24 protein-coding genes are annotated in these 21,947 nt (G+C 68.9%); 16 read left to right on the top strand and 8 right to left on the bottom strand.

The window, feature by feature from the left end; translation table 11 throughout:
* Positions 1 to 17: 17 nt before the first annotated feature.
* Positions 18 to 929 (top strand): NAD(+) diphosphatase, encoded by a 912-nt coding sequence (nudC, locus tag ACW14X_RS20345; protein WP_350843263.1) that lies wholly within the window; start codon positions 18 to 20, stop codon positions 927 to 929.
* A 6-nt stretch (positions 930 to 935) separates the two neighbouring features.
* On the opposite strand, the gene ACW14X_RS20350 is transcribed toward nudC, so the two are convergent.
* Positions 936 to 1,181 carry a mycoredoxin gene (locus tag ACW14X_RS20350; RefSeq protein ID WP_091051217.1) on the bottom strand — a complete coding sequence of 82 codons (246 nt, stop codon included), beginning with the start codon at positions 1,179 to 1,181 and terminating at the stop codon, positions 936 to 938.
* Between the two features lie 91 nt (positions 1,182 to 1,272).
* On the opposite strand from ACW14X_RS20350, the gene ACW14X_RS20355 reads away from it, so the two are divergent.
* The 4 genes from ACW14X_RS20355 (at position 1,273) to ACW14X_RS20370 (ending at position 4,388) form a co-directional block, all read left to right on the top strand.
* Positions 1,273 to 3,324 carry an ATP-dependent DNA helicase UvrD2 gene (locus tag ACW14X_RS20355; RefSeq protein ID WP_160027404.1) on the top strand — a complete coding sequence of 684 codons (2,052 nt, stop codon included), beginning with the start codon at positions 1,273 to 1,275 and terminating at the stop codon, positions 3,322 to 3,324.
* A 138-nt stretch (positions 3,325 to 3,462) separates the two neighbouring features.
* Positions 3,463 to 3,678 (top strand): hypothetical protein, encoded by a 216-nt coding sequence (locus tag ACW14X_RS20360; protein WP_160027406.1) that lies wholly within the window; start codon positions 3,463 to 3,465, stop codon positions 3,676 to 3,678.
* Positions 3,679 to 3,782: 104 nt separating this feature from the next.
* Entirely contained in the window at positions 3,783 to 4,082 is a 300-nt protein-coding gene (locus ACW14X_RS20365) for a WhiB family transcriptional regulator (protein ID WP_141802912.1), read from the top strand.
* 141 nt (positions 4,083 to 4,223) lie between these two features.
* The gene (locus ACW14X_RS20370; protein WP_229788002.1) at positions 4,224 to 4,388 is read left to right on the top strand and encodes a hypothetical protein; all 165 of its coding nucleotides are present in this window, start codon (positions 4,224 to 4,226) and stop codon (positions 4,386 to 4,388) included.
* Positions 4,389 to 4,497: 109 nt separating this feature from the next.
* Here ACW14X_RS20370 and ACW14X_RS20375 read toward each other — a convergent pair whose 3' ends face one another.
* Complete coding sequence (locus tag ACW14X_RS20375; RefSeq protein ID WP_457163090.1) at positions 4,498 to 6,144, bottom strand: GMC oxidoreductase; 1,647 nt, start codon at positions 6,142 to 6,144, stop codon at positions 4,498 to 4,500.
* A 127-nt stretch (positions 6,145 to 6,271) separates the two neighbouring features.
* On the opposite strand from ACW14X_RS20375, the gene ACW14X_RS20380 reads away from it, so the two are divergent.
* From ACW14X_RS20380 to ACW14X_RS20390, 3 genes are all read left to right on the top strand, one after another.
* Positions 6,272 to 7,372 (top strand): NAD(P)H-dependent amine dehydrogenase family protein, encoded by a 1,101-nt coding sequence (locus ACW14X_RS20380; RefSeq protein WP_457163091.1) that lies wholly within the window; start codon positions 6,272 to 6,274, stop codon positions 7,370 to 7,372.
* Positions 7,369 to 7,851: a carboxymuconolactone decarboxylase family protein gene (locus tag ACW14X_RS20385; protein ID WP_350717394.1), complete on the top strand. Its 483-nt coding sequence runs from the start codon at positions 7,369 to 7,371 to the stop codon at positions 7,849 to 7,851. The genes ACW14X_RS20380 and ACW14X_RS20385 overlap by 4 nt, the downstream gene beginning before the upstream one ends.
* A gap of 79 nt (positions 7,852 to 7,930) precedes the next feature.
* Positions 7,931 to 8,095: a hypothetical protein gene (locus tag ACW14X_RS20390; protein ID WP_168381087.1), complete on the top strand. Its 165-nt coding sequence runs from the start codon at positions 7,931 to 7,933 to the stop codon at positions 8,093 to 8,095.
* A 2-nt stretch (positions 8,096 to 8,097) separates the two neighbouring features.
* Here ACW14X_RS20390 and argS read toward each other — a convergent pair whose 3' ends face one another.
* From argS to ACW14X_RS20405, 3 genes are all read right to left on the bottom strand, one after another.
* Positions 8,098 to 9,783, bottom strand: coding sequence for an arginine--tRNA ligase (argS, locus tag ACW14X_RS20395; RefSeq protein ID WP_457166077.1), 1,686 nt, complete (start codon positions 9,781 to 9,783; stop codon positions 8,098 to 8,100).
* Between the two features lie 146 nt (positions 9,784 to 9,929).
* Complete coding sequence (locus ACW14X_RS20400; RefSeq protein WP_457163092.1) at positions 9,930 to 10,703, bottom strand: hypothetical protein; 774 nt, start codon at positions 10,701 to 10,703, stop codon at positions 9,930 to 9,932.
* Between the two features lie 206 nt (positions 10,704 to 10,909).
* Positions 10,910 to 11,068, bottom strand: a complete 159-nt coding sequence (locus ACW14X_RS20405) for a DUF5679 domain-containing protein (RefSeq protein ID WP_091051197.1) — start codon at positions 11,066 to 11,068, stop codon at positions 10,910 to 10,912.
* 554 nt (positions 11,069 to 11,622) lie between these two features.
* On the opposite strand from ACW14X_RS20405, the gene ACW14X_RS20410 reads away from it, so the two are divergent.
* Both ACW14X_RS20410 and ACW14X_RS20415 read left to right on the top strand, forming a co-directional pair.
* Positions 11,623 to 12,648: a PHP domain-containing protein gene (locus ACW14X_RS20410; RefSeq protein ID WP_160027418.1), complete on the top strand. Its 1,026-nt coding sequence runs from the start codon at positions 11,623 to 11,625 to the stop codon at positions 12,646 to 12,648.
* A gap of 11 nt (positions 12,649 to 12,659) precedes the next feature.
* Complete coding sequence (locus ACW14X_RS20415; RefSeq protein WP_141795322.1) at positions 12,660 to 13,205, top strand: M48 metallopeptidase family protein; 546 nt, start codon at positions 12,660 to 12,662, stop codon at positions 13,203 to 13,205.
* On the opposite strand, the gene ACW14X_RS20420 is transcribed toward ACW14X_RS20415, so the two are convergent.
* A complete protein-coding gene (locus ACW14X_RS20420; protein ID WP_457163093.1) occupies positions 13,124 to 13,786 on the bottom strand; it encodes a dihydrofolate reductase family protein in 663 nt (220 codons plus the stop codon). The two genes, ACW14X_RS20415 and ACW14X_RS20420, sit on opposite strands and share 82 nt — an antisense overlap.
* Before the next feature lie 65 nt (positions 13,787 to 13,851).
* Between ACW14X_RS20420 and ACW14X_RS20425 the strand changes: the two genes are divergently transcribed.
* Positions 13,852 to 14,715: a helix-turn-helix domain-containing protein gene (locus ACW14X_RS20425; protein WP_457163094.1), complete on the top strand. Its 864-nt coding sequence runs from the start codon at positions 13,852 to 13,854 to the stop codon at positions 14,713 to 14,715.
* Here ACW14X_RS20425 and ACW14X_RS20430 read toward each other — a convergent pair.
* Entirely contained in the window at positions 14,712 to 15,251 is a 540-nt protein-coding gene (locus ACW14X_RS20430) for an NUDIX hydrolase (RefSeq protein ID WP_457163095.1), read from the bottom strand. The genes ACW14X_RS20425 and ACW14X_RS20430 overlap by 4 nt on opposite strands.
* Positions 15,248 to 16,582, bottom strand: a complete 1,335-nt coding sequence (locus ACW14X_RS20435) for a zinc-dependent metalloprotease (RefSeq protein WP_160027426.1) — start codon at positions 16,580 to 16,582, stop codon at positions 15,248 to 15,250. The genes ACW14X_RS20430 and ACW14X_RS20435 overlap by 4 nt, the downstream gene beginning before the upstream one ends.
* A gap of 56 nt (positions 16,583 to 16,638) precedes the next feature.
* Between ACW14X_RS20435 and ACW14X_RS20440 the strand changes: the two genes are divergently transcribed.
* Genes ACW14X_RS20440 through ACW14X_RS20460 form a run of 5 tightly spaced genes read left to right on the top strand, consistent with a single transcriptional unit; the run spans position 16,639 to position 21,933 of the window.
* Entirely contained in the window at positions 16,639 to 17,076 is a 438-nt protein-coding gene (locus ACW14X_RS20440) for a molybdenum cofactor biosynthesis protein MoaE (protein ID WP_160027428.1), read from the top strand.
* A 35-nt stretch (positions 17,077 to 17,111) separates the two neighbouring features.
* Positions 17,112 to 17,348, top strand: coding sequence for a hypothetical protein (locus ACW14X_RS20445; RefSeq protein ID WP_160027430.1), 237 nt, complete (start codon positions 17,112 to 17,114; stop codon positions 17,346 to 17,348).
* A 33-nt stretch (positions 17,349 to 17,381) separates the two neighbouring features.
* Positions 17,382 to 18,428 (top strand): PDZ domain-containing protein, encoded by a 1,047-nt coding sequence (locus tag ACW14X_RS20450; RefSeq protein WP_160027432.1) that lies wholly within the window; start codon positions 17,382 to 17,384, stop codon positions 18,426 to 18,428.
* Positions 18,425 to 19,036 carry a PPA1309 family protein gene (locus ACW14X_RS20455; RefSeq protein ID WP_201451229.1) on the top strand — a complete coding sequence of 204 codons (612 nt, stop codon included), beginning with the start codon at positions 18,425 to 18,427 and terminating at the stop codon, positions 19,034 to 19,036. The genes ACW14X_RS20450 and ACW14X_RS20455 overlap by 4 nt, the downstream gene beginning before the upstream one ends.
* Complete coding sequence (locus ACW14X_RS20460; RefSeq protein WP_350843243.1) at positions 19,033 to 21,933, top strand: UPF0182 family membrane protein; 2,901 nt, start codon at positions 19,033 to 19,035, stop codon at positions 21,931 to 21,933. Before ACW14X_RS20455 ends, ACW14X_RS20460 begins: the two co-directional genes overlap by 4 nt.
* The last annotated feature ends 14 nt before the right edge of the window (positions 21,934 to 21,947 follow it).

Genomic DNA, 21,947 nt, shown 5'->3' on the forward strand with positions numbered 1-21,947 from the left:
CTCCTAGGCTCTGACGGGTGGACTCCCCGAAGCTGCCCATCCATCTGCGAATCATTCAGGATCCCCACGACCGCTCCGGCCATCTGCGCGCCGACGACGGCTGGGTCGACAAGGCTTGGTCGGACGAGACCACGAGGGTCCTCGTGGTCGCCGGCAACAGGGTCGAGCCGTCAGGCAGGACCGGCGTGAGGTGGCGTACTCCGGAGGAATCTCCGGAGGGGATCCGGCTGCTCCTCGGCGACACCGCCGAAGGTGCCCGGTTCGCGGTGCTCACCGGGCGCGAGGAGGCCGATGAGACATGGCGTGACCTGCGCGGGCTCTTCCCCGCGCTGCTCGCCGACACGACCGAGGCGAGCTTCCTGATGCACGCGATCGGCCTGGCCGAGTGGCACCGGGCGACCCGGTTCTGCTCCCGGTGCGGCGGCAGCCTCGACCCGCGCGCAGCCGGCCACGAGCTGGCCTGCGCGAATGGACACGTGAGCTTCCCGCGTACCGATCCGGCGGTGATCATGCTGGTGACGTCGGGGGAGCCCGGGAGCGACGAGGAGCGTTGTCTGCTCGGCAACCACACCCGCTGGCCCGCGCCCAACTTCTCCACCCTCGCCGGCTTCGTCGAACCGGGGGAGTCGCTCGAGGACGCGGTCCGTCGCGAGGTCGCCGAGGAGGTCGGCGTACGAGTCGGGCAGGTCGACTACTTCGGCAACCAGCCCTGGCCGCTGCCGGCCAGCCTGATGCTCGGCTTCTTCGCGCGTGCGGCGTCGGACGAGATCACCGTCGACGAGGACGAGATCCGCGAGGCGCGCTGGTTCACCCGCGCGGAGCTCGCCGCGGTCGCCGAGAGCGGTGAGATCAAGCTGCCCAGCGGCATCTCGATCAGCCGCTCGCTGGTCGAGGAGTGGTACGGCGGGGAGCTACCCGGCTCGTGGTGACCGGTGTCAGACCAGCTCGGCGAGCTTCGCCTTGACCTGAGCGATCGACGGGTTGGTCATCGCGGTGCCGTCGGCGTAGACGAGGGTCGGGACGGTCTGGTTGCCACCGTTGACCTGCTCGACGATCTGCGCGGCCTCCGGGACCTGCTCGATGTCGACCTCGTCGAACGTGATGTCTTCACGGCCGAGCTGACCCTTGAGTCGCTGGCAGTATCCACACCAGGGTGTGGTGTACATCGTGAAGCTGCTCATCGGGGGCTCTCCTCATCAGAACTGTCGGTGCGAGCCAATAGTCTTGGCCGGCAAGGCATAACGTTCCCACCCCGAGGAGTTCTTCCCGCCCATGACCCCCGAGTCCCTCCTCGCCGCCCTCGACCCTGAGCAACGCCGGGTGGCGGAGGCACTGCGGGGTCCGGTCCGGGTGCTGGCGGGTGCGGGGACCGGCAAGACCCGGGCGATCACCCACCGGATCGCCTACGGCGTCGCCACCGGCGTCTACGCGCCGCAGGAGGTCCTCGCGGTCACCTTCACCACCCGGGCGGCGGGGGAGATGCGGCAGCGGCTGAGGGCGATGGGTGCCGGCGCGGTCCAGGCACGGACCTTCCACTCCGCGGCGCTGCGCCAGCTGCGGTTCTTCTGGCCGAAGGTCTACGGCACCGAGCTGCCCAACCTGACCGAGTCGAAGATCCCGCTCATCCGCGCGGCCGCCCAGCGCCAGCGGATCAACGTCGACCAGGCCCAGGCGCGCGACCTGGCCTCGGAGATCGAGTGGTCGAAGGTCTCCAACGTGCACCCCGACGACTACCCGAAGTCGGCCGAGGCTCGGGGCCGGGAGGTCGGCGGCCTGACCCCGTCGATGGTGGGACACATCTATGCGGCCTACGAGGACGTCAAGCGCACCCAGGCACGCATGGACATGGAGGACGTGCTGCTCCTGACCGCCGGGCTCCTGGAGCACGACGAGCGCGTCGCGGCGCAGGTCAGACGGCAGTACAAGTGGTTCACCGTCGATGAGTTCCAGGACGTCTCGCCGCTGCAGTCGGCGCTGCTGGACCTGTGGCTGGGCGGGCGCAGCGAGCTCTGCGTCGTCGGCGACCCGGCGCAGACGATCTACACCTTCGCCGGAGCCGATGCCGCCTACCTGCGGGACTTCCCGAAGAAGCACCCCGGCGCCACCTCGGTCGAGCTGGTCCGCAACTACCGCTCCTCGCCGCAGGTCGTGAAGGCCGCCAACAAGATCCTGGAAGGTACGCCGAGCGCCGGTGTCCAGCTGCAGGCGCAGCGCGACTCGGGGCCGGCCGTCGAACACGTCGAGCAGCCCGACGAGGTCGCCGAGGCCGAGGGCGTCGCCGCCGAGATCCTGCGTCTGCACCAGTCCGGCAAGCCCTACAACGAGATGGCGATCCTGTTCCGGATCAACGCCCAGTCGGAGGCGTACGAGGACGCGCTCACCGCGCGCCGGATCCCGTACGTCCTGCGCGGGGCCGCCCGATTCTTCGACCGGCCCGAGGTCCGCGAGGCGGTGACCCGGATCCGCGGTGCGGCCCGAGGCGGCCAGGGTGCCGTGATCGGTGACGAGCTGCTGGAGTCGGTCCACGGGATCCTCGCGGGGATGGGCTGGACCTCCGAGCCGCCCGAGGGGCGGGGGCAGACCCGCGACCGCTGGGAGTCGTGGCAGGCGCTGATCGACCAGGCGCGCACCTTCTCCGCGGCCGGCGGCGACCTGGCCGGACTCGTCGCCGAGCTCGACCGCCGCGCGGCCGAACAGCACGCACCGGTCCCGTCGGGAGTGACCCTGGCGACCTTCCACGCCGCCAAGGGTCTGGAGTGGGACTCGGTGTTCCTGGTCGGCCTCCAGGACGGCACGATGCCGTTCATCCTCCGCGGCGAGGAGCCGACCCCGGCCGAGATCGAGGAGGAGCGGCGACTCCTCTACGTCGGCCTCACCCGGGCGCGGGTGGACCTGACCTTGTCCTGGGCGCTGGCGCGCCAGCCGGGCCAGGCCGCGCGGCGCAGGCCGTCGCGGTTCCTCGACCCGCTGCGGCCGACTCGGTCCGCGGTGCCGACGCGGCGCCCCGGCTCCGGTAAGGCGCGGATGTGCAACGCCTGCGGCGGGCCGCTCGGCTCGGCGGCCGAGAAGCGGATGGGTCGTCACGAGGGCTGCGACGCGCCTTACGACGAGGAGCTCTACGGCCGACTGAAGCAGTGGCGCAAGGAGACCGCCGAGGCGATCCGTAAGCCTGCGTTCGTGGTCTTCACCGACGCGACCCTGGAGCAGATCGCCGAGCAGAAGCCGGGAACCCTCCAGGATCTGCAGCGCATCGCCGGCATCGGGCGCAGCAAGGTGGAGACGTACGGCTCGGAAGTCCTTGATGTGATCGCCGCGGACGCCTGAAAACCCTTCAAAGAAATTCCTCGAAATCAACCGGTTTAATCGTTTGCGGCCGACATGCCCGGCCGGTTACTGTTCCTTCATCAAGTAAAACCGCGCGCCGTTGAAGCGCGCCCGACAGCCCCGAAGGAGGTGGCCCCAGTGAAGATCAACCAGATCAAGACGCCGATCAATGGCATCGCCATGTCCGCGTGCGGCCACCCCGAGCTGTCCAGCCCGACCTGGGCCACCCCGGCTGCCGGTGCCTTTATGGGCGCCGGTTACGGCACGCGCGTCGAGGGACTCGTGTCCCCGCAGGCGGATGCCATCAAGGTCAAGTCCCACGGGATTCGAGCCTGGAGCTGTCCGACTACGTAGAGCCACGTAGTCACAGCAGCCTCCAGGCCGCGGAACCCGAAACCCGGGATCCGCGGCCTTTCTGTTTCTCAAAACCCGCGATCAGTCACAAAGGAGGTGTACATATGACCAGCATTCTCGAGCCCGAGGTCACTCTCGGCGTTCTCCATGACCGCGCCAACCGCTACGACGAGGACCAGCTGCCCTGCCGGGTCAACAACCCGGAGCTGTGGTTCGCCGAGTCTCCTGCCGACGTCGAGTTCGCCAAGGCACTCTGCGCGACCTGCCCCGTGCAGCCGCTCTGCCTCGCCAGCGCCCTCGACCGGCGTGAGCCCTGGGGCGTCTGGGGCGGCCAGCTGCTCCTGCAGGGGAAGGTGATCCCCCGCAAGCGGCCCCGTGGCCGGCCCCGTAAGGACGCCGCCTGATCAACACCAACAACCCCAACGCCGTTTCAACGACGAAAGGCAACAGCCATGAACACGATCGTGATGACCATGGGCGCCGGAGCCCGCTGACCAGCAGGAGAACGAACAGACATGAACACCAACCGAGTACGGAGCACTCAGATGAACTTGCTTTACGAAGACCTGGCGCGCGCGCAAATGTCCGCGCGCCTGGGAGAGGCGCGTGAACTGCGGCGAGGCCATGCCCTCGTCAAGGCCGCTCGCCTGGGCCGCAAGGCCGAGCGAGCCGCCGTCCAGGCGAAGCTGGCTCTTGCCCGCGCGCTGTAAGTCCCCGATGGGACCCCATGCCTCACCCCTCTGATCGCGGGTGTGGAAGATGACCGGCCAGTCCGAGAAACCCTCGGACTGGCCGGTCCTATGTTGTGCCCCGATCCGGTCAGAGGTCGGTGGCGATGATCCTCTCGATGTTCCGCTCGGCGAGGGCGGTGATCGTGACGAACGGGTTGACGCTCGTGTTGCCCGGGATGAGCGAACCGTCGATGACGTAGAGACCGTTGTAGCCGTGCAGCCGGCCATAGTTGTCGGTCGCCTTGTTCAGGACGGCGCCGCCGAGGGGGTGGTAGGTCAGGTGGTCGCCCCAGATCTTGTTCGTGCCGAAGAGGTCGGTCCGGTAGATCGTCCCTTCCGTGCGGTTGATCTTGTCGAAGATGGTCTTCGCCATCGTGATGGAGTCCTGCTTCCACGCGGTCTGCCACGACAGGTCGACCTTGCCGGTGGCCGAGTTGTAGCTGAACGCCGCACGGCGCTGGGTCTTGGTGATCGCGAGATAGAAGGACGCGAACGTCTCGATTCCGGTAGGCAGGGGCGCGACCTCGGCGAAGGCGCCGCCGGCGTCCCAGTTGTCGATGCCGGAGCACGGGATCGTCGACTGCACGTCACCGGTCGGGTCCCACATGTGGTTGGCGCGCCCGACCATCACGTTGCCGTTGTCACCCCATCCCTGGCCGATGTCGCTGTTCAGTGCGGGCAGCGCGCCGGTCGCCTTCATCTTCACCAGCAGCTTGCTCGTGCCGACGCTGCCGGCCGCGAAGAACACCTTGCCCGCGTTGACCGTCTTCGTTGCCACCACGTCGCCGGCGGTGTTGATCTGTTCCAGGACGACGTCGTACCCACCGGCTGCCGCGGGCCGGACCGAGGTGGCCCGGTGCAGAGAGGAGATGGTGACCTTCCCGGTGGCGGCCGCCTGAGCGAGGTACGTCTTCGGCAGCGTCCTCTTGCCGTGGTTGTTTCCGTAGATGACCTCCTGGGCCAACGCCGACTTCGGGACGCTGCCGTTGTCCTCGGCGACCATGTAGTTCCAGTCGTACACGTCCGGGACGAACGTCCACGCGAAGCCTGAGCGCTGAGCGTGCTTTCGGCCCACCCGTGAGTACTGGTAGTAGGAGGTCCGTTCGAACCAGTCGGGGTCGACGGATCCGACGCCGAGGGCGGCATTGGCCCGCGGGTAGTAGGTGGAGTACATCTCCGCGGCATCCACCGAGGGGAGGACGGCTCCGAAGTTCTCCCGCTTCGGCGTGACGGCCATGCCGCCGTTGACGAGCGAGCCGCCGCCGACGCCGCGTCCCTGGTAGACGGAGATGCCGGCGAAGTCCTCGGCGTCCAGGATGCCGGCGTACTTCGGGACGTCCTTGTCGATGGGGAAGCCGAGGAAGTTGCTGAGCGGCTGTTTGGTCCGCGTACGCATCCAGAATGACCGATAGTCCGGAGCGCTCACCTTCGGGTGGATCTTGCCGTCCGGGCCGGGCGCGACGGTGGACCAGTCCTGCCCCATCTCGACCATGTGGACGTTGATGCCGGCCTGGGCCAGCCGCAGGGCCGCGACCGAGCCGCCGTAGCCGGTGCCGATGACCAGCACCGGGACCTGCGCGCCGTTGCCGATCGACGACGCCGCAGCTGATGCCCATGTCGGGCTGGCTCCGAATGCTCCTCCCAGCATCCCGACACCAGCCAGTGAGCCCGCGCCGAGCACGAACCCTCGGCGTGACAGGCCCCGCGACCTGTCCTCTCGTGGTGTGTTGCTCAAGATGACCTCCCTTTTCATCACTGATTGCTAGAACATGTTCTAGTATGCCGGTGGGGGTGTCACAGGTTCGCAACATTCACGCAATCCGGCAGAGCAAACCAACAGGGCAACCGGCAAGGGAGATCGCATGGTCAGCGCATGCGTTTGGGGCACGGGAAACATCGGTCGACTCGCCATCCGCGCGGTCGACGCACATCCACGACTCGAGCTGACGAGCGTGCTCGTCCACGACCCCGAGAAGGTCGGCCGGGACGCGGGCGACCTCGCGGAGCTCGGCCGTGATCTCGGCGTCGCCGCCACCGACGACATCGACGCGGTGCTCGCGACGCGTCCGCAGGCCGTGGTGTACGCCGCATCGGGCGACATCCGTCCGGACGAGGCTCTCGCCGACATCGTGCGAGCTCTCGGGACCGGGGCCGTGGTGGTCACGCCGGCCCTCTACGCGCTCTACGACCAGCGCAACGCGCCACCGGAGATGCGCGAGCCGGTGCTGGCCGCGATCGCCGAGGCCGGCGGGTCCCTCTTCGTCTCCGGTGTCGACCCGGGGTGGGGCAACGACGTGCTGCCGCTGCTGGTCAGCGGCCTGGGCAGCACCGTGGACGTCGTCCGGTGCCAGGAGATCTTCGACTACTCCACCTATGACCAGCCCGACTCCGTCCGCTATCTCGTCGGGATGGGGCAGCCGATGGACTACGACGCCCCGATGCTCATGGAGACCGTGCCGACGATGGTGTGGGGAGGCCAGGTCCGGTTGATCGCACGCGGGCTCGAGGTCGAGCTCGACGAGATCCGGGAGACCGTCGAACGGCTGCCGCTGGACGAGACCGTGACCACGGAGTCGATGGGCGACTTCGAGAAGGGCACCCAGGGTGCGGTGCGCTTCGAGGTCCAGGGGATCGTCGCCGGGGAGCCGCTCATCGTCGTCGAGCACGTCACCCGCATCCACCCCTCCTGTGCCCCGCACTGGCCGACGCCACCGGACGGCGACGGCGCCCACCGGGTGATCATCGAGGGCGACCCGAGGATCGAGGTCACGGTCGAGGCGACCGACAAGGCCGGCAACCGGGCAGCGGGCGGCAACGCCACCGCGGTCGGACGGCTCGTCGGCGCGATCGAATGGCTCGTCGACTCGGCCCCCGGCCTCTACGACGCGCTCGACGTACCGCTGCAACCGGCGACCCGCAGGCTCGGCGCGGCCAAGGCCGCCCAGGAAGGTGTGACCGCATGATCGTCGACGTCCCCGACGGACGGGATCCGATCGAGTACGTCTGGGGCGAGATGGTCCCCGGCATCGGCCCCGCGGCCGCCGGCCTCTCGCTCGCCGTCTACGAGCACACCACGCTCGGGCTCCGCGAGTTCGAGGCCGCCCGGTTGCGGATCGCGCAGATCAACGGCTGCGTCTTCTGCCTCGACTGGCGCACCGAACGAGACGGGGAGAAGGTCGAGGAGTCCTTCGCCGAGGCGGTCGAGCAGTGGCGTACGACGGACGCCTTCGACGACCGCACCCGGCTCGCCGCCGAGTTCGCCGAGCGCTACGCGATCGACCACCACGGCATCGACCAGGACTTCTGGGACCGGATGTCGGCCCACTACACCGATGCCGAGATCGTCGAGCTGAGCATGTGCCTCGGATCGTGGCTGGCGTTCGGCCGTCTCAACCACGTTCTGGGCCTCGACACCGCCTGTGTCCTGCCTTCCCGGAGGTAACACGGCGCTGACATTCAGGTGATGCAGAATTTCGGTGTTGCACCCTCTGAACCGCAGGATTTCGACCTATCGTTGAGACATGAAGACCTGCGATTTCTGCGGATGCTACGAGGCCGACCCCAACCGCCTCCTCGCGTGGACCACCGCGGTCGAGCGTGGGCGTTCGAAGTCGTTCTGCGAGGCCTGCTCGCGACGTCACGTGCGCTCCATGGAAGCCAAGCTCGACTCCGACTGGTGGGCGTGAGCTCACATCCTTCGAGGCGCCTCGATCCCGAGGAGCCTGAGTCCCTCTGACAGCACTCGCCGGGTCGCCTCGCACAGTGCGAGCCGGGTCTGCCTGACCTCACCTTCGGCCTTGAGCACCGGACAGTTCTCGTAGAACGCCGTCAGCGCGGTCGCCAGGCCATAGAGGTACGCGGTCAGGTGATGCGGCTCCAAGGTGCCGGCGACCTTGGCGACCACCGCGGCGAAGCCGGTCAGCTCCAGCGCCAGCCGCTGCTCGGCCGGGTGGGAGAGGTCGTTGACGCGGTACGTCTGCTGCGGAGCCTGCGCGAGGATGCTGCACACCCGGGCATGGGCGTACTGCAGATACGGGCCGGTCTCGCCGGTGGTGGCCGACATCCGGGCGAGGTCGAACACGTAGTCGCGGGCGAGGTTGTTGGAGAGGTCGGCGTACTTCACCGCGGCGTTGGCCACGGCGCGTACGACTTCGGGGCCGGCGTAGCTGGCCGCGGCGGCCTCCTCGGCGGCGTCCAGGAGCGCGGTCAGGGAGACCGTCTCTCCCGAGCGGGTCTTGAACGGCCGGCCGTCGGGGCCGAGCACGGTGCCGAAGCCGATGTGCTGGACCTCCACCGAGTCGGGCAGCCAGCCGGCGGCGCGGGCGACGGCGAAGACCATCTCGAAGTGCTGGCTCTGCCGGTGGTCGACGATGTAGACGATCCGATCCACGGCCAGGTCGTCGACCCGGTGCCGGATCGTGGCGAGGTCGGTGGCGGCGTACCCGAACCCACCGTCGGCCTTCCGCACGATCAGCGGCAGCGGCGCGCCGGCGCGGCCGGTGAAGCCGTCCGGGTAGACGACCTGGGCACCGGCCGACTCGGTCAGCAGGCCCGATGCCCGCAGGTCGTCGACGACGCCCGGAAGCTGCGGGTTGTAGCGGCTCTCGCCGTCGAAGTCGTCAGCGGTCAGGAGTACGCCGAGCCGGCTGTAGGCGACCTCGAACTCGGCCATCGAGGCGTCGACGAGTGCCTGCCACAGCGCCAGGGTGGTCGGCTCGCCGGACTGGAGCGCGACCACCCGCTGCCGGGCGGCCACGGCGAAACCCGGATCGTCGTCGAAGCGCGCCTTGGCCCGCTGGTAGAGCGCGAGCAGCTCGGTCATGTCCAGGTCGGCGACGGCCGCCGGATCGGTGAGCCCCTCGCCGAGCAGCTCCTCGACCAGCATGCCGAACTGCGTGCCCCAGTCGCCGAGATGGTTCTGCCGTACGACCTCGTGGCCGGCGTAGGCCAGCACCCTGGCCAGGGAGTCGCCGATGACCGTGGAGCGCAGGTGGCCGACGTGCATCGGCTTGGCGACGTTGGGGGAGGAGTAGTCGACGACGACCCGCTGCGGGCTCTCCGGGGTGGGTACGCCCAGGTGTGGGTCGGTCAGCAGGTCGCCGACGACCGCGCTGAGGAGGTCGGGGGACCAGGTGAGGTTGAGGAACCCGGCGCCGGCCAGTTCGAGGGTGCCGAGCCGGCCCATGTCGACGGCGTCGATGAGGCGGGTGCCGATCTCCCGCGGCGCGAGGCCGAGCGGACCGGCCAGCCGCAGCGGCAGGTTGGACTGGAGGTGGCCGAACTCGGGGCGGGTGGCCGGCCGCAGCTCGGGATCGATACCGGCATAGGCGTCGCCGAAGCAGGTGACGACGGCGTCCTGAAGGTGTGCGGACAGGGCAAGAGTGTGCTCGTGCACGAGAGTGGTCCTAGGAGGTGAAGAGGGCAGGCTGACGCAAAGGCGGGGTCAGAGACCCATGCCTCGTCGTCGCAGCGCGCTCTTCGTGACCATGTCCGCAAGAGTGCCGGAGGCGTCGGTGCAGGTCAAGCCGGTTCGCCCGTGCCCGGTCCGGCCGAGGCGATCAGGTCCCAGGCGCAGCCGCAGTAGGGATGCCGCAGCCAGGGCCGCACGGTGGGCGCGTCGTCGCGGGTGAGGACCACCGACGCCGACCACGAAGCGGGGGTGCGTCCGGCGAGGTAGGTGCGGGCGTCGCGTACGGCCCAGGAGAGCGCGAGGGACTGCAGCAGCGGGTCGCTCGGCACCTCGTTGCCGACGAGCTGGCTCACGACCACGGCCCTCCGCTCGTCCTCCTCGGCGAGCGTCGCGTCGACGCAGCGAAGGCAGGCGGTGACCCCGGGTACGACCAGCGGGCCCACCGTCCAGGTGTCGGGTCCGCTCTCGACGACGAGGTGTGCCCGGCCCTCGCGCACCAGCTCGTCTGCTCGTTCGCGGTCGAGCGGTCCCTCGGAGAGAAGCACGACGATGTCCGGGATGCTCGGAGTTGCCGGCGCCTGTCCGATCAGCGCCCGTGCCGCCGAGAGCAGGGCAGGCGGACCGTCGAAGCCCACCCGTGGTGGCGGGTCGCCGCCGTCCGCGTCCATCAGGAGGCCCGCGTTGCCCAGCTGCTGCATCGCGTGCCGCCCGGGCAGGTGGTCTGGCTCGACCGCCCGGCCCGCGGCGAGGTCGGTCAGCAGGCGGCGTACCTCCACGCCGTCCTGCACGATCGCCCGCCGTGGCGGGTCGATGCCGATCTGGAGTCGGTTCTCATCACGTCGTACGGCCACATACCCCGGCCGAATCCGGTAGCGCGTGCTCATGCCGGGGAGTCTCACACCGCGCTGGATTTCCTGCAGCAGCAATCCACAGGGCCTGTGGATAACCTGCCGAGGCGTCACCCGCGTCGGCCGAGTTGGCACGTGGCTGACGCTTCGGCCGACGGGGCTGACGCTTCGACAAAACGTGGCAGCGGCGCCGCCGGACATGCCGGGGACGCCGCCGCGTGGGCTCAGGATGAACTGAGTGGTCAGGCCTTACCGAGAATGCGGTTGAGATTGGTGCTGCAGACGGGGCAGACGGCCTTGGCCATCTTGGTGCCCTTGTCGTTCACCCGGATCTCACCGGTCGCCTCGCGCTTCTCCTTGCACTTCACGCAGTAGAACTCGCCGCTCCAGGTCTCCGCCATGACGGCCTCCTTGCCTATATGTAACTGGTCGTCGCGACGGGGTTGTCAGGGAAGCCCGTCGGAAGCTCGTCATGACGAGCCAACTCGACCCTACGACACGCGGCGCTTCCTGCGGCAACACGGGCTATCAAGCGAGTGTCGGCGTGTTGGCGTCATACCGGGGGATTCGGGGGTTTCGACGACGCATCGAAGGTCTGCCGAAGGCGCTCGCGAAGGTCTCGGGATGAGGAGAAAACTGGAGGGACCCCCGGTGCCTGGATCGTCCTTCGCCTTCCCCTTGCGAAGGCCGTCCGGCGGCGCCGGGGGTCCCACTGACATCGAACTTAAAGAGGATGTGGGAGCGCGTCAACGTCCCACTCCGTGTTGCTTGTGGACAAGATGTGGACAACCCCGCTTTGCTTGGGGACAGCCGGTGGAAGACACGCGCTTTCCTGTGAGTAACCAAGTGACCGAAAGGAGAATATTCGGTTGAATCAGGACCTTGACCAGGGAAAAGCATTCTCCACCGGTTGTGGAGGCAAAAATAGTTGGAGGAAGATTTGGTAGGCGAGCCGTTGTCCCCCGTCGCAGCCCTGCGGCGGATCGCATTCCTGCTCGAGCGCGGGCGCGAGGACACCTACAAGGTGAAGGCGTTCCGCGCCGCGGCGGCAGCGATCCTGCCCCTCTCCGAGGAGGACGTACGCCGCCGGGCGGCCGAGGGCACCCTGACCGAGCTGAGCGGGGTCGGGGCGAGCACGGCCAAGGTCATCGCCGAGGCCGCGCGCGGCGAGGTTCCGCAGCGGCTGCAGGACACCGAGCGCGTCCATGGCGGTCCGCTGACCGCTGCCGGAGCGGGGGAGAGGCTGCGGAGCAGGCTCCGCGGCGACCTGCACAGCCACTCCGACTGGTCCGACGGCGGGTCGCCGATCGAGGAGATGGCCTTCACCGCGATCGAGCTGGGCCATGAGTACCTCGTGCTCACCGACCACAGCCCGCGGCTGACGATCGCCAACGGTCTCAGCGGCGCCCGCCTGGAGCGCCAGCTCGGTGTGGTCGACGCGGTCAACGACCACCTCGCCGGGCACGGGTTCACCCTGCTCAAGGGGATCGAGGTCGACATCCTCGACGACGGCAGCCTCGACCAGAGCGACGAGATGCTCGCGAAGCTCCAGCTGCGGGTCGCCAGCGTCCACTCCAAGCTCAAGATGGAGAAGGAGCAGATGACAAAGCGGATGGTCACGGCCGTCTCCACGACCCGGATGAACGTGCTCGGTCACTGCACCGGGCGGCTGGTCACCGGAAACCGCGGCACCCGGCCCGGCAGCCAGTTCGACGCCCGCAAGGTCTTCGAGGCGTGCGCCGAGCACGAGGTCGCGGTCGAGATCAACTCCCGGCCCGAGCGGAGAGACCCGCCGACCAAGCTCCTCGAGCTCGCCCGCGACGCCGGTTGCCTCTTCTCGATCGACTCCGACGCACACGCTCCGGGGCAGCTCGACTTCCTCGTCCTGGGGTGCGAACGAGCCGAAATGGCGGGTATCGAAGAGGAACGGATCATCAACACCTGGCCTCGGGATCGCCTGCTGGCCTGGGCGAACAGGTAGTTTCTTGACCTATGGACGGCCCGGAGATCGAGGTGCGACGCAGCAAGCGGCGTCGGCGTACGGTCTCCGCCTACCGTGACGGCGACCGCATCATCGTGATGATCCCGGCCGCGATGTCCCAGCGGGAGGAGGCCGAATGGGTCGAGCAGATGGTCGCCCGCCTGGAGAAGGCCGAACGTCGTCGCAAGCCCAGCGACGATGATCTGATGCGACGATCGGCTGCGCTGAGCGACCAGTACTTCGGCGGCCTGGCCAAGCCCGACTCCGTGCGCTGGGTCGACAACCAGAACAGCCGCTGGGGTTCGTGCACCCCCGGCGACCGCTCGATCCGGCTCAGCGACCGGCTCCGCGGTATGCCGAGCTGGGTCGTCGACTACGTCCTCGTCCACGAGCTCGCCCACCTCTTCGAGGCCAAGCACAACGAGGCGTTCTGGGCGTGGGTCGACCGCTATCCGCAGGCCGAGCGTGCCAAGGGCTACCTGGCGGGCTGGTCCGCAGCCGCCAAGCTCCCCGCCCCTCCGGGCGAGGAGGACGACGATGTCGAAGAGATCGACTGACCCACGGCGTAGGTGAGCGCGACCGTGCCGAGACTCGTCGAGGCGATGTCCTCGAGCCGCAGCGAGCACGGCGACGGCAGGTCGCCGAAGAGTCGCTTGCCGGTGCCGAGCAGCAACAACGGATGTACGAACAACCGCAGCTCGTCGACCAGCCCGGCGCTCATCAGCTGGCGGACGAGGTCACCGCTCCCGAGCGCGACGATGGTCCCCTGACCCTCGGCCTTGAGCCCGGCGACCGCCTCGACGACATCTCCCTCGAGCACGCTCGCACCGCTCCAGGCCAGGTCGTCGAGGGTGCGGGTCGCGACGTGCTTCGGGGCAGAGTTGAGGCTCGCCGCCATCGGGTCGGTGTCGGGCTGGGTCGGCCAGAACTCCGCCATCTTCTGGTAGGTCCGCCGACCCATGACGTACGCCGAGGTCTGCGCGCCGATGTCGGGGGAGAGGACCTCCCCGAGCGCGGCGCCGTACGGCGCGCCCCAGCCGCCGTGCTCGAAGCCACCATCCCGGTCCTCGTCGGGGGAGCCGAGCCCCTGCATCACGCCGTCCACGCTCAAGAACTCCACGATCGCCAGTTTTCGCATGACGACAGCCTGCGCCCTGCACGAATCGGCTGGCTTGAACGAAATCGACCGGCGATCATCGATACATGACGGGCGTGACCCGCGAGATCGTACGACTGCCCACCCACTCCGGACTGCAGGGTCTGGTGGCGGGCATCGTCGGCTTCCGCGAGCAGTCGGCGGTGCCGCTCGAGCGGCGCCAGCCCGCAGGGACCCTGCTGCCGCTGGTCCTCTCCTTCGGCGACCCGTTCGAGATCGTCGAGGTCGCCGCGGGGGAGGGTGCCGGGACGTACGGGTCGTTCGTCTCCGGCTTCATGCCCGGGCCGGTCTCGACCCGGTCCGGGCGTAGCCATGCGTGCGTGCAGGTGTATCTGACGCCGCTCGGTGTCTCTCGGCTGCTCGGTGTCCCGGGCAGTGAGGTGGCCGGCAGGGTGATGGCGGCCGAGGACCTGATTCCGCAGCTCGGGGCGCCCTTCTCGGAGCGGCTCGAAGCGGCCGGTACCTGGCGGCCGAGGCTCGACCTGGTCCAGTCTGCGCTGCTCGCGCGGGCCGATCAGGCCGGCGATTCGGCCGACCCGCTGGTGTCGTGGCTGTGGGACCGGATCACCGAGTCCGGAGGTCAGGTGCGTATCCGGGACCTCGTGGCCGAGACCGGATGGAGCCACCGGTACGTCACCATCTGCTTCCAGCGCGCCGTCGGGCTCACCCCGAAGGCGGCCGCCGGTGTCGTACGTTTCGAGCGCGCCGCCGCCGACATCTCGACAAGCTCGATACATCGCCTCGGCGCGCTGCCCGTCGCCGAGGTCGCCGCCCGTCACGGCTATGCCGACCAGAGCCATCTGACCCGCGACGTCGTCAGGTACGCCGGTGAACCGCCTGCCGCGCTCGCCGTCAGCCGCCGTCCGACCGCCCACACGGCACTCGGCACGACCCCGGGAGGCCGGCGCTAGAGGCGAGCCTGGGCGAGCTTGATGAGCTCGAGCAGGTCGTCCTCGGGCTCGGGGATCGCGTCGACCGGCCACCAACGTACGTCCAGCGACTCCTCACTCACCGCCGGAACCGCGCCGGAGGGAGCCACGGCCATGAAACGTACGTCGAGGTGGTGGACGTCGCCGGACGGAGCACAGAAGGGAACCGGGTGCTCGGAGAGCTGCACCAGCCCGGGCAGCGGCGCCAGGTCCGGCACCCCGGACTCCTCACGCAGCTCGCGGGCGGCGGCCGCCCACAGGGTCGGGTCACCCTGCTCGAGATGACCACCGAACTGGAACCAGCGCCGTGCCTTGCGGTGGTGGGTCAGCAGCACCGCGGAACCGTCGTCGGAGAGCACCACGCACGAGGCTGTCAGGTGGTCGGGGACACAGGACTTGAAGACCCCGGTGGGCTCGGCCTCGAGATGGGAGACGTAGCGCTGCCGCAAGGTCTCCTGCGGAGTCGACGGCGCCTCCCACGCCCGCAGCGTCGCGAGCGCATCAGCGTGCAAGCTCACTCGTCAGCGTCTCCGCCGAGCAGCTTCTTGAGCTCCGCGTCGAAGTCGATCGAGTCGACGTCGGGAGCCTCGGCGCCCTCACGGAAGCCGAGCGGGTCGTCGAGGTCGGCCGAGGTGGGCAGCAGCGCCGGGGACATCCAGACGCCGTCGCGGGCCTCGATGCCCTGCCGGGTGCGCAGCGAGCCCCACAGCGCGGCCGCGTCCCGCAGCCGTCGCGGCCGGAGCTCGAGGCCGACCAGGGTCGCGAAGGTCTGCTCGGCCGGACCGCCGGCAGCCCGGCGGCGGCGTACGGCCTCCTGCAGCTGCGCCGCGACCGGCATCCTCTCGGCGGTGGCCAGGGCGACGACCTCGTCGACCCAGCCCTCCACGAGCGCCAGCACGATCTCGAGCCGTTCCAGCGCCGCCTTCTGCGCGGGCGAGTCCGGCACCTCGAACATGCCTTCCTCGAACATGTTCTGCAGCTGGGACGGGTCCTGCATGGCGGAGAGGTCCAGGCCGCGCATCTGCTCCTCGATGCGCTGCTGCATGGCCTCCATGTTGAGCTCGACGCCGCGCGCGTAGTCGGTCACGGCCGAGACCACGTGGTCACGCAGCCACGGCACGCCGGCGAAGAGCCGCTGGTGGGCGGCCTCGCGCAGGGCCAGGAAGAGCAGCACGTCGTCGGTGCTGACGCCCAGGCCCTCGGCGAAGGGCTCGACGTTGACCGGAAGCAGCGCGGCCTGACCGGGCTCGGTCAGCGGGATGCCGATGTCGGAGACGGAGATGACCTCGCCGGCGAGGTGACCGAGGCCGGTGCCGGCCTGGTTCGCGTACAACGCGCCCATCGCCTTGCCGACGAACCCGATCATCGGGCCCATCTGGGCCTTCATGTCCTCGGGGAGCTGGCCGCTCATGGCGGCCGCGGTCGAGGCCGCGACCGGCTCGATCAGCGGCTTCCACGCGTCCAGGGTGTTGACCAACCACTCGGCCTTCGACCAGGCCGTTGCGGACTTCACGCCGGAGGGGAACGACGTCGTCTCCTCCAGCCAGTGGTCGGCCAGCTGGATCGCATCGGCGACCGCGTCCTTCTGCTTCTGCGAAGGCGTGGGGTCGGGCGTGGACGCGGCGACCTTGCGGGCGAGGTCCATCGCGACGTCCCAGTTCAGAGGGCCGTCATAGGGCTGTAGCAGCGACTGGATCTGACCGAAGATCTGGCTCAGGTCAGGCATGCCGCCGGGGCCTCCGCCGACGCCGCCGATGGGGAAACCACCGAAGAACGCTTCAAAGGGCGTGCCCTTGAAGGGGTTCTCCGGCTCCTCCGGCTCGTCGGGGCCACCTGGGGTCTGACTCATGTGTCCAGCCTACGCGGTTACGGAAGCCCGCTGTCAGCAAGGACTAGGCTGGTTCCATGGCTGAACCGAAGAATGGCGCCGTCAAGCTTCTCGACATTCGGGAGACCCCTCTCGATGTCGCCGAGGTGCTGGCCGCCCTCGATGACGACGCTTCCGGCGGGGTGACGCTCTTCGTCGGCCGCGTACGTGACCACGACGGCGGCAAGGGTGTGACCGGCCTCGACTACCAGGCCCATCCGAGTGCCCTCGCCCGCCTCGCGGACGTCGCCGAGAAGGTGGCCGCCGACCATGGCGTCGCGGGTGTGGCCGCCGTCCACCGCACCGGCCACCTCGACATCGGCGACATCGCCGTCATCGTGGCCACCGCCTCCGGCCACCGGGGCGAGGCCTTCGCCGCCTCCCGCGACCTCATCGACACCCTCAAGGCCGAGGTGCCGATCTGGAAGCACCAGGTCTTCACCGACGGCACCGACGAGTGGGTCGGCGCGCCCTGATGCGCGCCGTTGTGTCCACCAAATAGGCTGCGCACGTGGACATCCTGCTCTGGCTCGTACCGTCTGCGGTCATCACCGTGCTGGCGATGGCCTGGGTCGCGTTCCTCGGACGTGAGGGGCGCGAGCAGGACCGCGAAGAGGTCGTACGCCGCCTCGGGATCGCGCTCGAGAAGGAGAAGACGCGCGAGCGCTCGAGAAGGTACGCAGCGCCCCAGCCGCCGCCCGACAGGTCGACCGGAGTCGCGGTCCGCGTCAACCGCGACGCCTCTTAGGGTGCAGTTGGTTTCGAATGAGAAGGTGACGCTATGACACAGCGCACCCTGGCCGGCCTCGTCGCCCTGCCGCTCGTGGTTGCCCTGATCGTGATCGCCTGGGTCGTTCCGCTGCCTTACACGATCTACAGCCCCGGGCCGACGGTGAACGTCCTGGGCGAGTTCGACGGCAAGGACATCGTCCAGGTCGAGGGCCACAAGAGCTACCGCGACAAGGGACAGCTGCGGATGACCACGGTCTCCGAGACCACCCGCGAGGCACGGCTCGGGCTCTGGACCCTGCTCGGCGCCTGGATGAGCGACACCGAGGCGGTCTACCCGCGCGAGGTCGCCTACCCCGACCAGGGCACCGTCGAGGACGACCGCGAAGCCGGGCAGGTGCAGATGGCCAGCGCCCAGGACGCGGCGATCGCCGCGGCGTTCACCAAGCTCGGTGAGGACGTCGACGAGGTCTCGGTCGCCGAGGTGACCAAGGACGCGCCGGCCGCCGGCAAGCTGAAGGCCGACGACGTGGTCACCAAGGTCGGCGACAAGGCGGTCGACACCCCCGAGGAAGTCGTCGCCGAGGTGCAGAAGGTCGAGCCCGGTGACACGGTCGAACTGACCGTCGAGCGCAAGGGCAAGACGCTCACCGAGACCATCAAGACCGGTGAGAAGGACGGCAAGGCCTTCATCGGCGTCTCGCTGGGAGCGACCTACGAGTTCCCCTACGACGTCAAGATCACTCTCGACCCGGCCATCGGCGGACCGAGCGCCGGACTGATGATGGCGCTCTCGGTCTACGACACCCTCACCGAGGGGGCGCTGACCGGCGAGAAGAAGATCGCCGGCACCGGCACCATTGACGGTGACGGCAACGTCGGCCCGATCGGCGGGATCCAGCAGAAGATCCCGGGCGCGGCCTCGGACGGAGCCGAGCTCTTCCTGGTGCCCGCCGGCAACTGCCAAGACGTCGAGGGCGCCGAGAACGGTGACATGCGCCTGACCCGTGTGGAGACTCTCGACGACGCCATCAAGGCGATCGAAACCTGGACCGAGGACCCGAATGCCAAGCTGCCGACCTGTGGGAGCACGAAGTGAACGACACCCCTGAGCCCACGCCTGAGCTCAGCCGCGGTCTCGACCTGGAGACCGACCCCGCCCTGGCCGCTGCCGTCCTCGAGATCGAGGCCCACGTCGCCGGCGAGGGCTGGGACGGACCGGCGAGGCTCTTCGCGCTGGTCGACACCGCCGCGCTGGTCGAGGCCGAGCCCGCGCTCGCCACGATGATGGGCCTGGACGCTCCCGATCAGGACGGGTCGCTGACCCCGATCGAGCAGGACCAGGTGCCCGTGACGACCCAGCTGGAGGAGGTCCTCCAGACGACCGCCTGGCCCGCCGGGGTCACCGGCTGCGCGGCGGTCGTCGAGCGCCTCGTGCTGCCGCCCGACGCCGACGGCAAGATCCCCGATGACGCCGAGGCGGCCGCGGAGTTCGCCAAGGCGCACCCCGACCGGCAAGAGGTACGCATCGTGGCCGGCGCGACACGTGCTGGTGCCACGTACTGTGCTCTGCGGTTGAAGGCGCACGACGACGACCAGTCGGTCATCGGCGGCGTCGACCTGGTCCCCGAGCTCCTCGAACTGCTGCGTGTCACTCTTGAGGAGGCTCCGCTTGAGGAGAATGGCGACAGCGAGGGTGAAGCATGAGCCTCTTTGACGACGACGACCCGGCACAGGCACCGGCGCGCACACAGAGCACCGGCCGCAACCGATGGCTGGCGATCGCGGCCGTCTCGGTCATCGTGCTCTTCTTCGGCATCAGCGCCTTCGCGGCGATCTATACCGACGCGCTGTGGTACGACGCGATCGACTTCAGCAGCGTCTTCGGCACGGTCTTCTGGACGCGTACGGCACTGTTCGTCATCTTCTTCGTGCTGATGGCGATCATGATCGGGCTGCCTGCGGCGCTCGCCTACCGCACGCGTCCCTACTTCCACCCGGCCGACGACATCGGTGGCCTGGACCGCTACCGCGACGCGATCGCCCCGATCCGCACCTGGCTGCTGATCGGCATCGCGGGCGTCTCCGGGATCTTCGCCGGGTTCTCGGGCGCCGGCCAGTGGCGTACGTATCTGATGTGGCGCCACGGGCGCGACTTCGACAAGACCGATGAGTTCTTCGGCAAGGACATCGGCTTCTACGTCTTCGACCTGCCGTGGTGGCACTACCTGGTCAACTTCGCGCTGACCGGGCTGATCCTCGGCACAATCGGCGCGATGATCGTGCACTACGTCTACGGCGGCATCCGGCTCACCGCGCAGCGCGACCGGTTCACCCGCTCCGCGCAGATCCAGCTCAGCGCCATGGTCGGGCTCATCCTGCTGGTCAAGGGGCTCGACTACTGGGTCGACCGCTACGACCTGGTCAACGGCTCCGGGCCCCGCCTGGACGGGATGACCTACACCGACGAGCACGCGGTGCTCCCGGCCAACCAGATCCTGCTCGGGATCGCGGTGATCTGTGGCGTGCTGTTCATCCTCAACATGTGGCGGCGCAGCTGGCAGCTGCCCTCGATCGCGATCTCGCTGTTCGCGATCTCGGTGCTGCTGATCGGGATGATCTGGCCCGCGGTCGTGCAGGGCTTCCAGGTCCGGCCGAGCGAGCAGGACAAGGAGAAGCCCTACCTGGCGGCCAACATCAAGGCCACCCAGGACGCCTACGGCATCGCCAAGGACGACCTCGAGGTGACCGAGTACACCTCGCAGGCGGAGGCCGACGGGGCCTCGCCCGAGCAGCTCGACGAGACCGCGTCCTCGCTGCCGATCGTCGACCCCGCAGTGGTCCACCGCGAGTTCGAGCAGGTCCAGCAGGGTCGCTCCTACTACTCGGTGCACGAGCCGCTGGACATCTCCACCTACGAGGTCGGCGGCAAGGAGCGGGCGGTCGTGCTCGGCGTACGCGAGCTCAACCAGGCCGGCATCTCCGACTCCGACCGCACCTGGACCAACCTGCACACGGTCTACACCCACTCCAACGGAGTGATCGCCTCCTACGCCAACATGCGCGGCGCCGACGACAAGAACGAGTCGAACCAGATGCAGTGGGCCGAGGGTGACCGCACCGGCCAGCACGACCTGACCTCGGGCCAGGGCAAGTTCCAGGACAAGGTCTACTTCGGCGAGGACTCGCCGGAGTACTCGATCGTCGGCAAGGCCGGCAAGGGCAACCCCGTCGAGCTCGACTACAACTCCGAGGACGGCGAGACCAGGACGACGTACGAGGGTGCCGGCGGCGTCCCGATCGGCTCCAACTTCCGGCAGCTGATGTACGCCATCCAGTTCGGCTCCACGAACTTCCTGCTCTCCTCGCGCGTGAACGAGAACTCCGAGATCCTCTACGACCGCTCTCCGAAGGAGCGGGTGCAGAAGGTGGCGCCGTGGCTGACCCTCGACGACGACGTCTACCCGGTCGTCGTCGGCGGACGGATCCAGTGGGTGGTCGACGGCTACACGACCACCGACCGCTACCCGCAGGCCGCGCGTGACTCGTTCGCCTCGATGACCGACGACGCCACCCAGACCTCGACCGGCGTGCAGACGCTGCCGACCGACGAGATCAACTACATGCGCAACGCGGTGAAGGCGACCGTGGATGCGTACGACGGCACGGTCACCCTCTACGAGTGGGACGAGTCGGACCCGATCCTGCAGACGTGGGAGGCGGCCTTCCCGGGCACCGTGATGCCGAAGTCGTCGGTTCCGAAGGAGCTGATGGAGCACCTTCGCTATCCCGAGGACCTCTACAAGGTGCAGCGCTACCAGCTGGCCCGCTACCACGTCTCCGACCCGGACGTCTTCTTCTCCGGCAACGAGCGCTGGGCAGTGCCTGAGGACCCGAACGACGACAACCACCAGCAGACGCCCTACCGGATGTTCCTCTCCGACAAGGAGGGCACCGCACGCTGGTCGCTGACGTCCGCCTTCGTGCCCTACAACCGGCCCAACCTGGCGGCGATGATGTCGGTGGACTCGGATGCCACCTCGGAGGACTACGGGAAGATCCGGATCACCACCGGCTTCCCCGACGACACCCAGGGTCCGGGCATGGTCTCCAACGAGTTCCGTACGGACAAGGCGATCGCCGATGAGGTCGCCTCGTTCAACCGCTCCGGCTCGGCGCCGGTGTGGGGCCAGGTCATCACCTATCCGACGGCGAAGAACGGCATCCTGTACGTCGAGCCGATCTACGCCCGCCGGGCGACCGCCTCGACCTCGGGCTATGCCCAGCTGGCCTTCGTGCTGGTCTCCTACGACGGACGGGTCGGCTACGGCTCGACGCTGAGCGAGGCCCTCGAGGTCGCGCTCACCGGTGCCGAGCCGACGCCTCCGACGGCCACCGATCCCGACGAGGAACCGGCCGAGACCACTCCGCCTCCATCCGGTGACTCACCGGGCGAGGTCGGCCAGCTCCTCGAGGACGCGCGTGCCCTGTTCGCCCAGGCCGACGAGGCCGGCAAGGCCGGCGACTACGCCGAGCGTGAGCGTCTCATCGCCGAGGCCCAGGACAAGGTCGACCAGGCCGCCGAGCTCATCTCCGGGGGCTGAGGGACACCTCCGAT

The sequence above is a fragment of the Nocardioides sp. YJ-D4 genome (assembly GCF_054031495.1).

What these genes read in the sequence shown, in the direction of transcription:
- ACW14X_RS20405 (WP_091051197.1), bottom strand. Translation starts at nt 11,068, where the DNA reads ATGGCGGAGACCTGGAGCGGCGAGTTCTACTGCGTGAAGTGCAAGGAG.
- ACW14X_RS20355 (WP_160027404.1), top strand. Translation starts at nt 1,273, where the DNA reads ATGACCCCCGAGTCCCTCCTCGCCGCCCTCGACCCTGAGCAACGCCGG.
- ACW14X_RS20380 (WP_457163091.1), top strand. Translation starts at nt 6,272, where the DNA reads ATGGTCAGCGCATGCGTTTGGGGCACGGGAAACATCGGTCGACTCGCC.
- ACW14X_RS20420 (WP_457163093.1), bottom strand. Translation starts at nt 13,786, where the DNA reads ATGCGAAAACTGGCGATCGTGGAGTTCTTGAGCGTGGACGGCGTGATG.
- ACW14X_RS20460 (WP_350843243.1), top strand. Translation starts at nt 19,033, where the DNA reads ATGAGCCTCTTTGACGACGACGACCCGGCACAGGCACCGGCGCGCACA.
- ACW14X_RS20350 (WP_091051217.1), bottom strand. Translation starts at nt 1,181, where the DNA reads ATGAGCAGCTTCACGATGTACACCACACCCTGGTGTGGATACTGCCAG.
- ACW14X_RS20365 (WP_141802912.1), top strand. Translation starts at nt 3,783, where the DNA reads ATGACCAGCATTCTCGAGCCCGAGGTCACTCTCGGCGTTCTCCATGAC.
- ACW14X_RS20415 (WP_141795322.1), top strand. Translation starts at nt 12,660, where the DNA reads ATGGACGGCCCGGAGATCGAGGTGCGACGCAGCAAGCGGCGTCGGCGT.
- ACW14X_RS20390 (WP_168381087.1), top strand. Translation starts at nt 7,931, where the DNA reads ATGAAGACCTGCGATTTCTGCGGATGCTACGAGGCCGACCCCAACCGC.
- ACW14X_RS20370 (WP_229788002.1), top strand. Translation starts at nt 4,224, where the DNA reads ATGAACTTGCTTTACGAAGACCTGGCGCGCGCGCAAATGTCCGCGCGC.
- ACW14X_RS20385 (WP_350717394.1), top strand. Translation starts at nt 7,369, where the DNA reads ATGATCGTCGACGTCCCCGACGGACGGGATCCGATCGAGTACGTCTGG.
- ACW14X_RS20450 (WP_160027432.1), top strand. Translation starts at nt 17,382, where the DNA reads ATGACACAGCGCACCCTGGCCGGCCTCGTCGCCCTGCCGCTCGTGGTT.
- ACW14X_RS20440 (WP_160027428.1), top strand. Translation starts at nt 16,639, where the DNA reads ATGGCTGAACCGAAGAATGGCGCCGTCAAGCTTCTCGACATTCGGGAG.
- ACW14X_RS20425 (WP_457163094.1), top strand. Translation starts at nt 13,852, where the DNA reads ATGACGGGCGTGACCCGCGAGATCGTACGACTGCCCACCCACTCCGGA.
- ACW14X_RS20400 (WP_457163092.1), bottom strand. Translation starts at nt 10,703, where the DNA reads ATGAGCACGCGCTACCGGATTCGGCCGGGGTATGTGGCCGTACGACGT.
- ACW14X_RS20435 (WP_160027426.1), bottom strand. Translation starts at nt 16,582, where the DNA reads ATGAGTCAGACCCCAGGTGGCCCCGACGAGCCGGAGGAGCCGGAGAAC.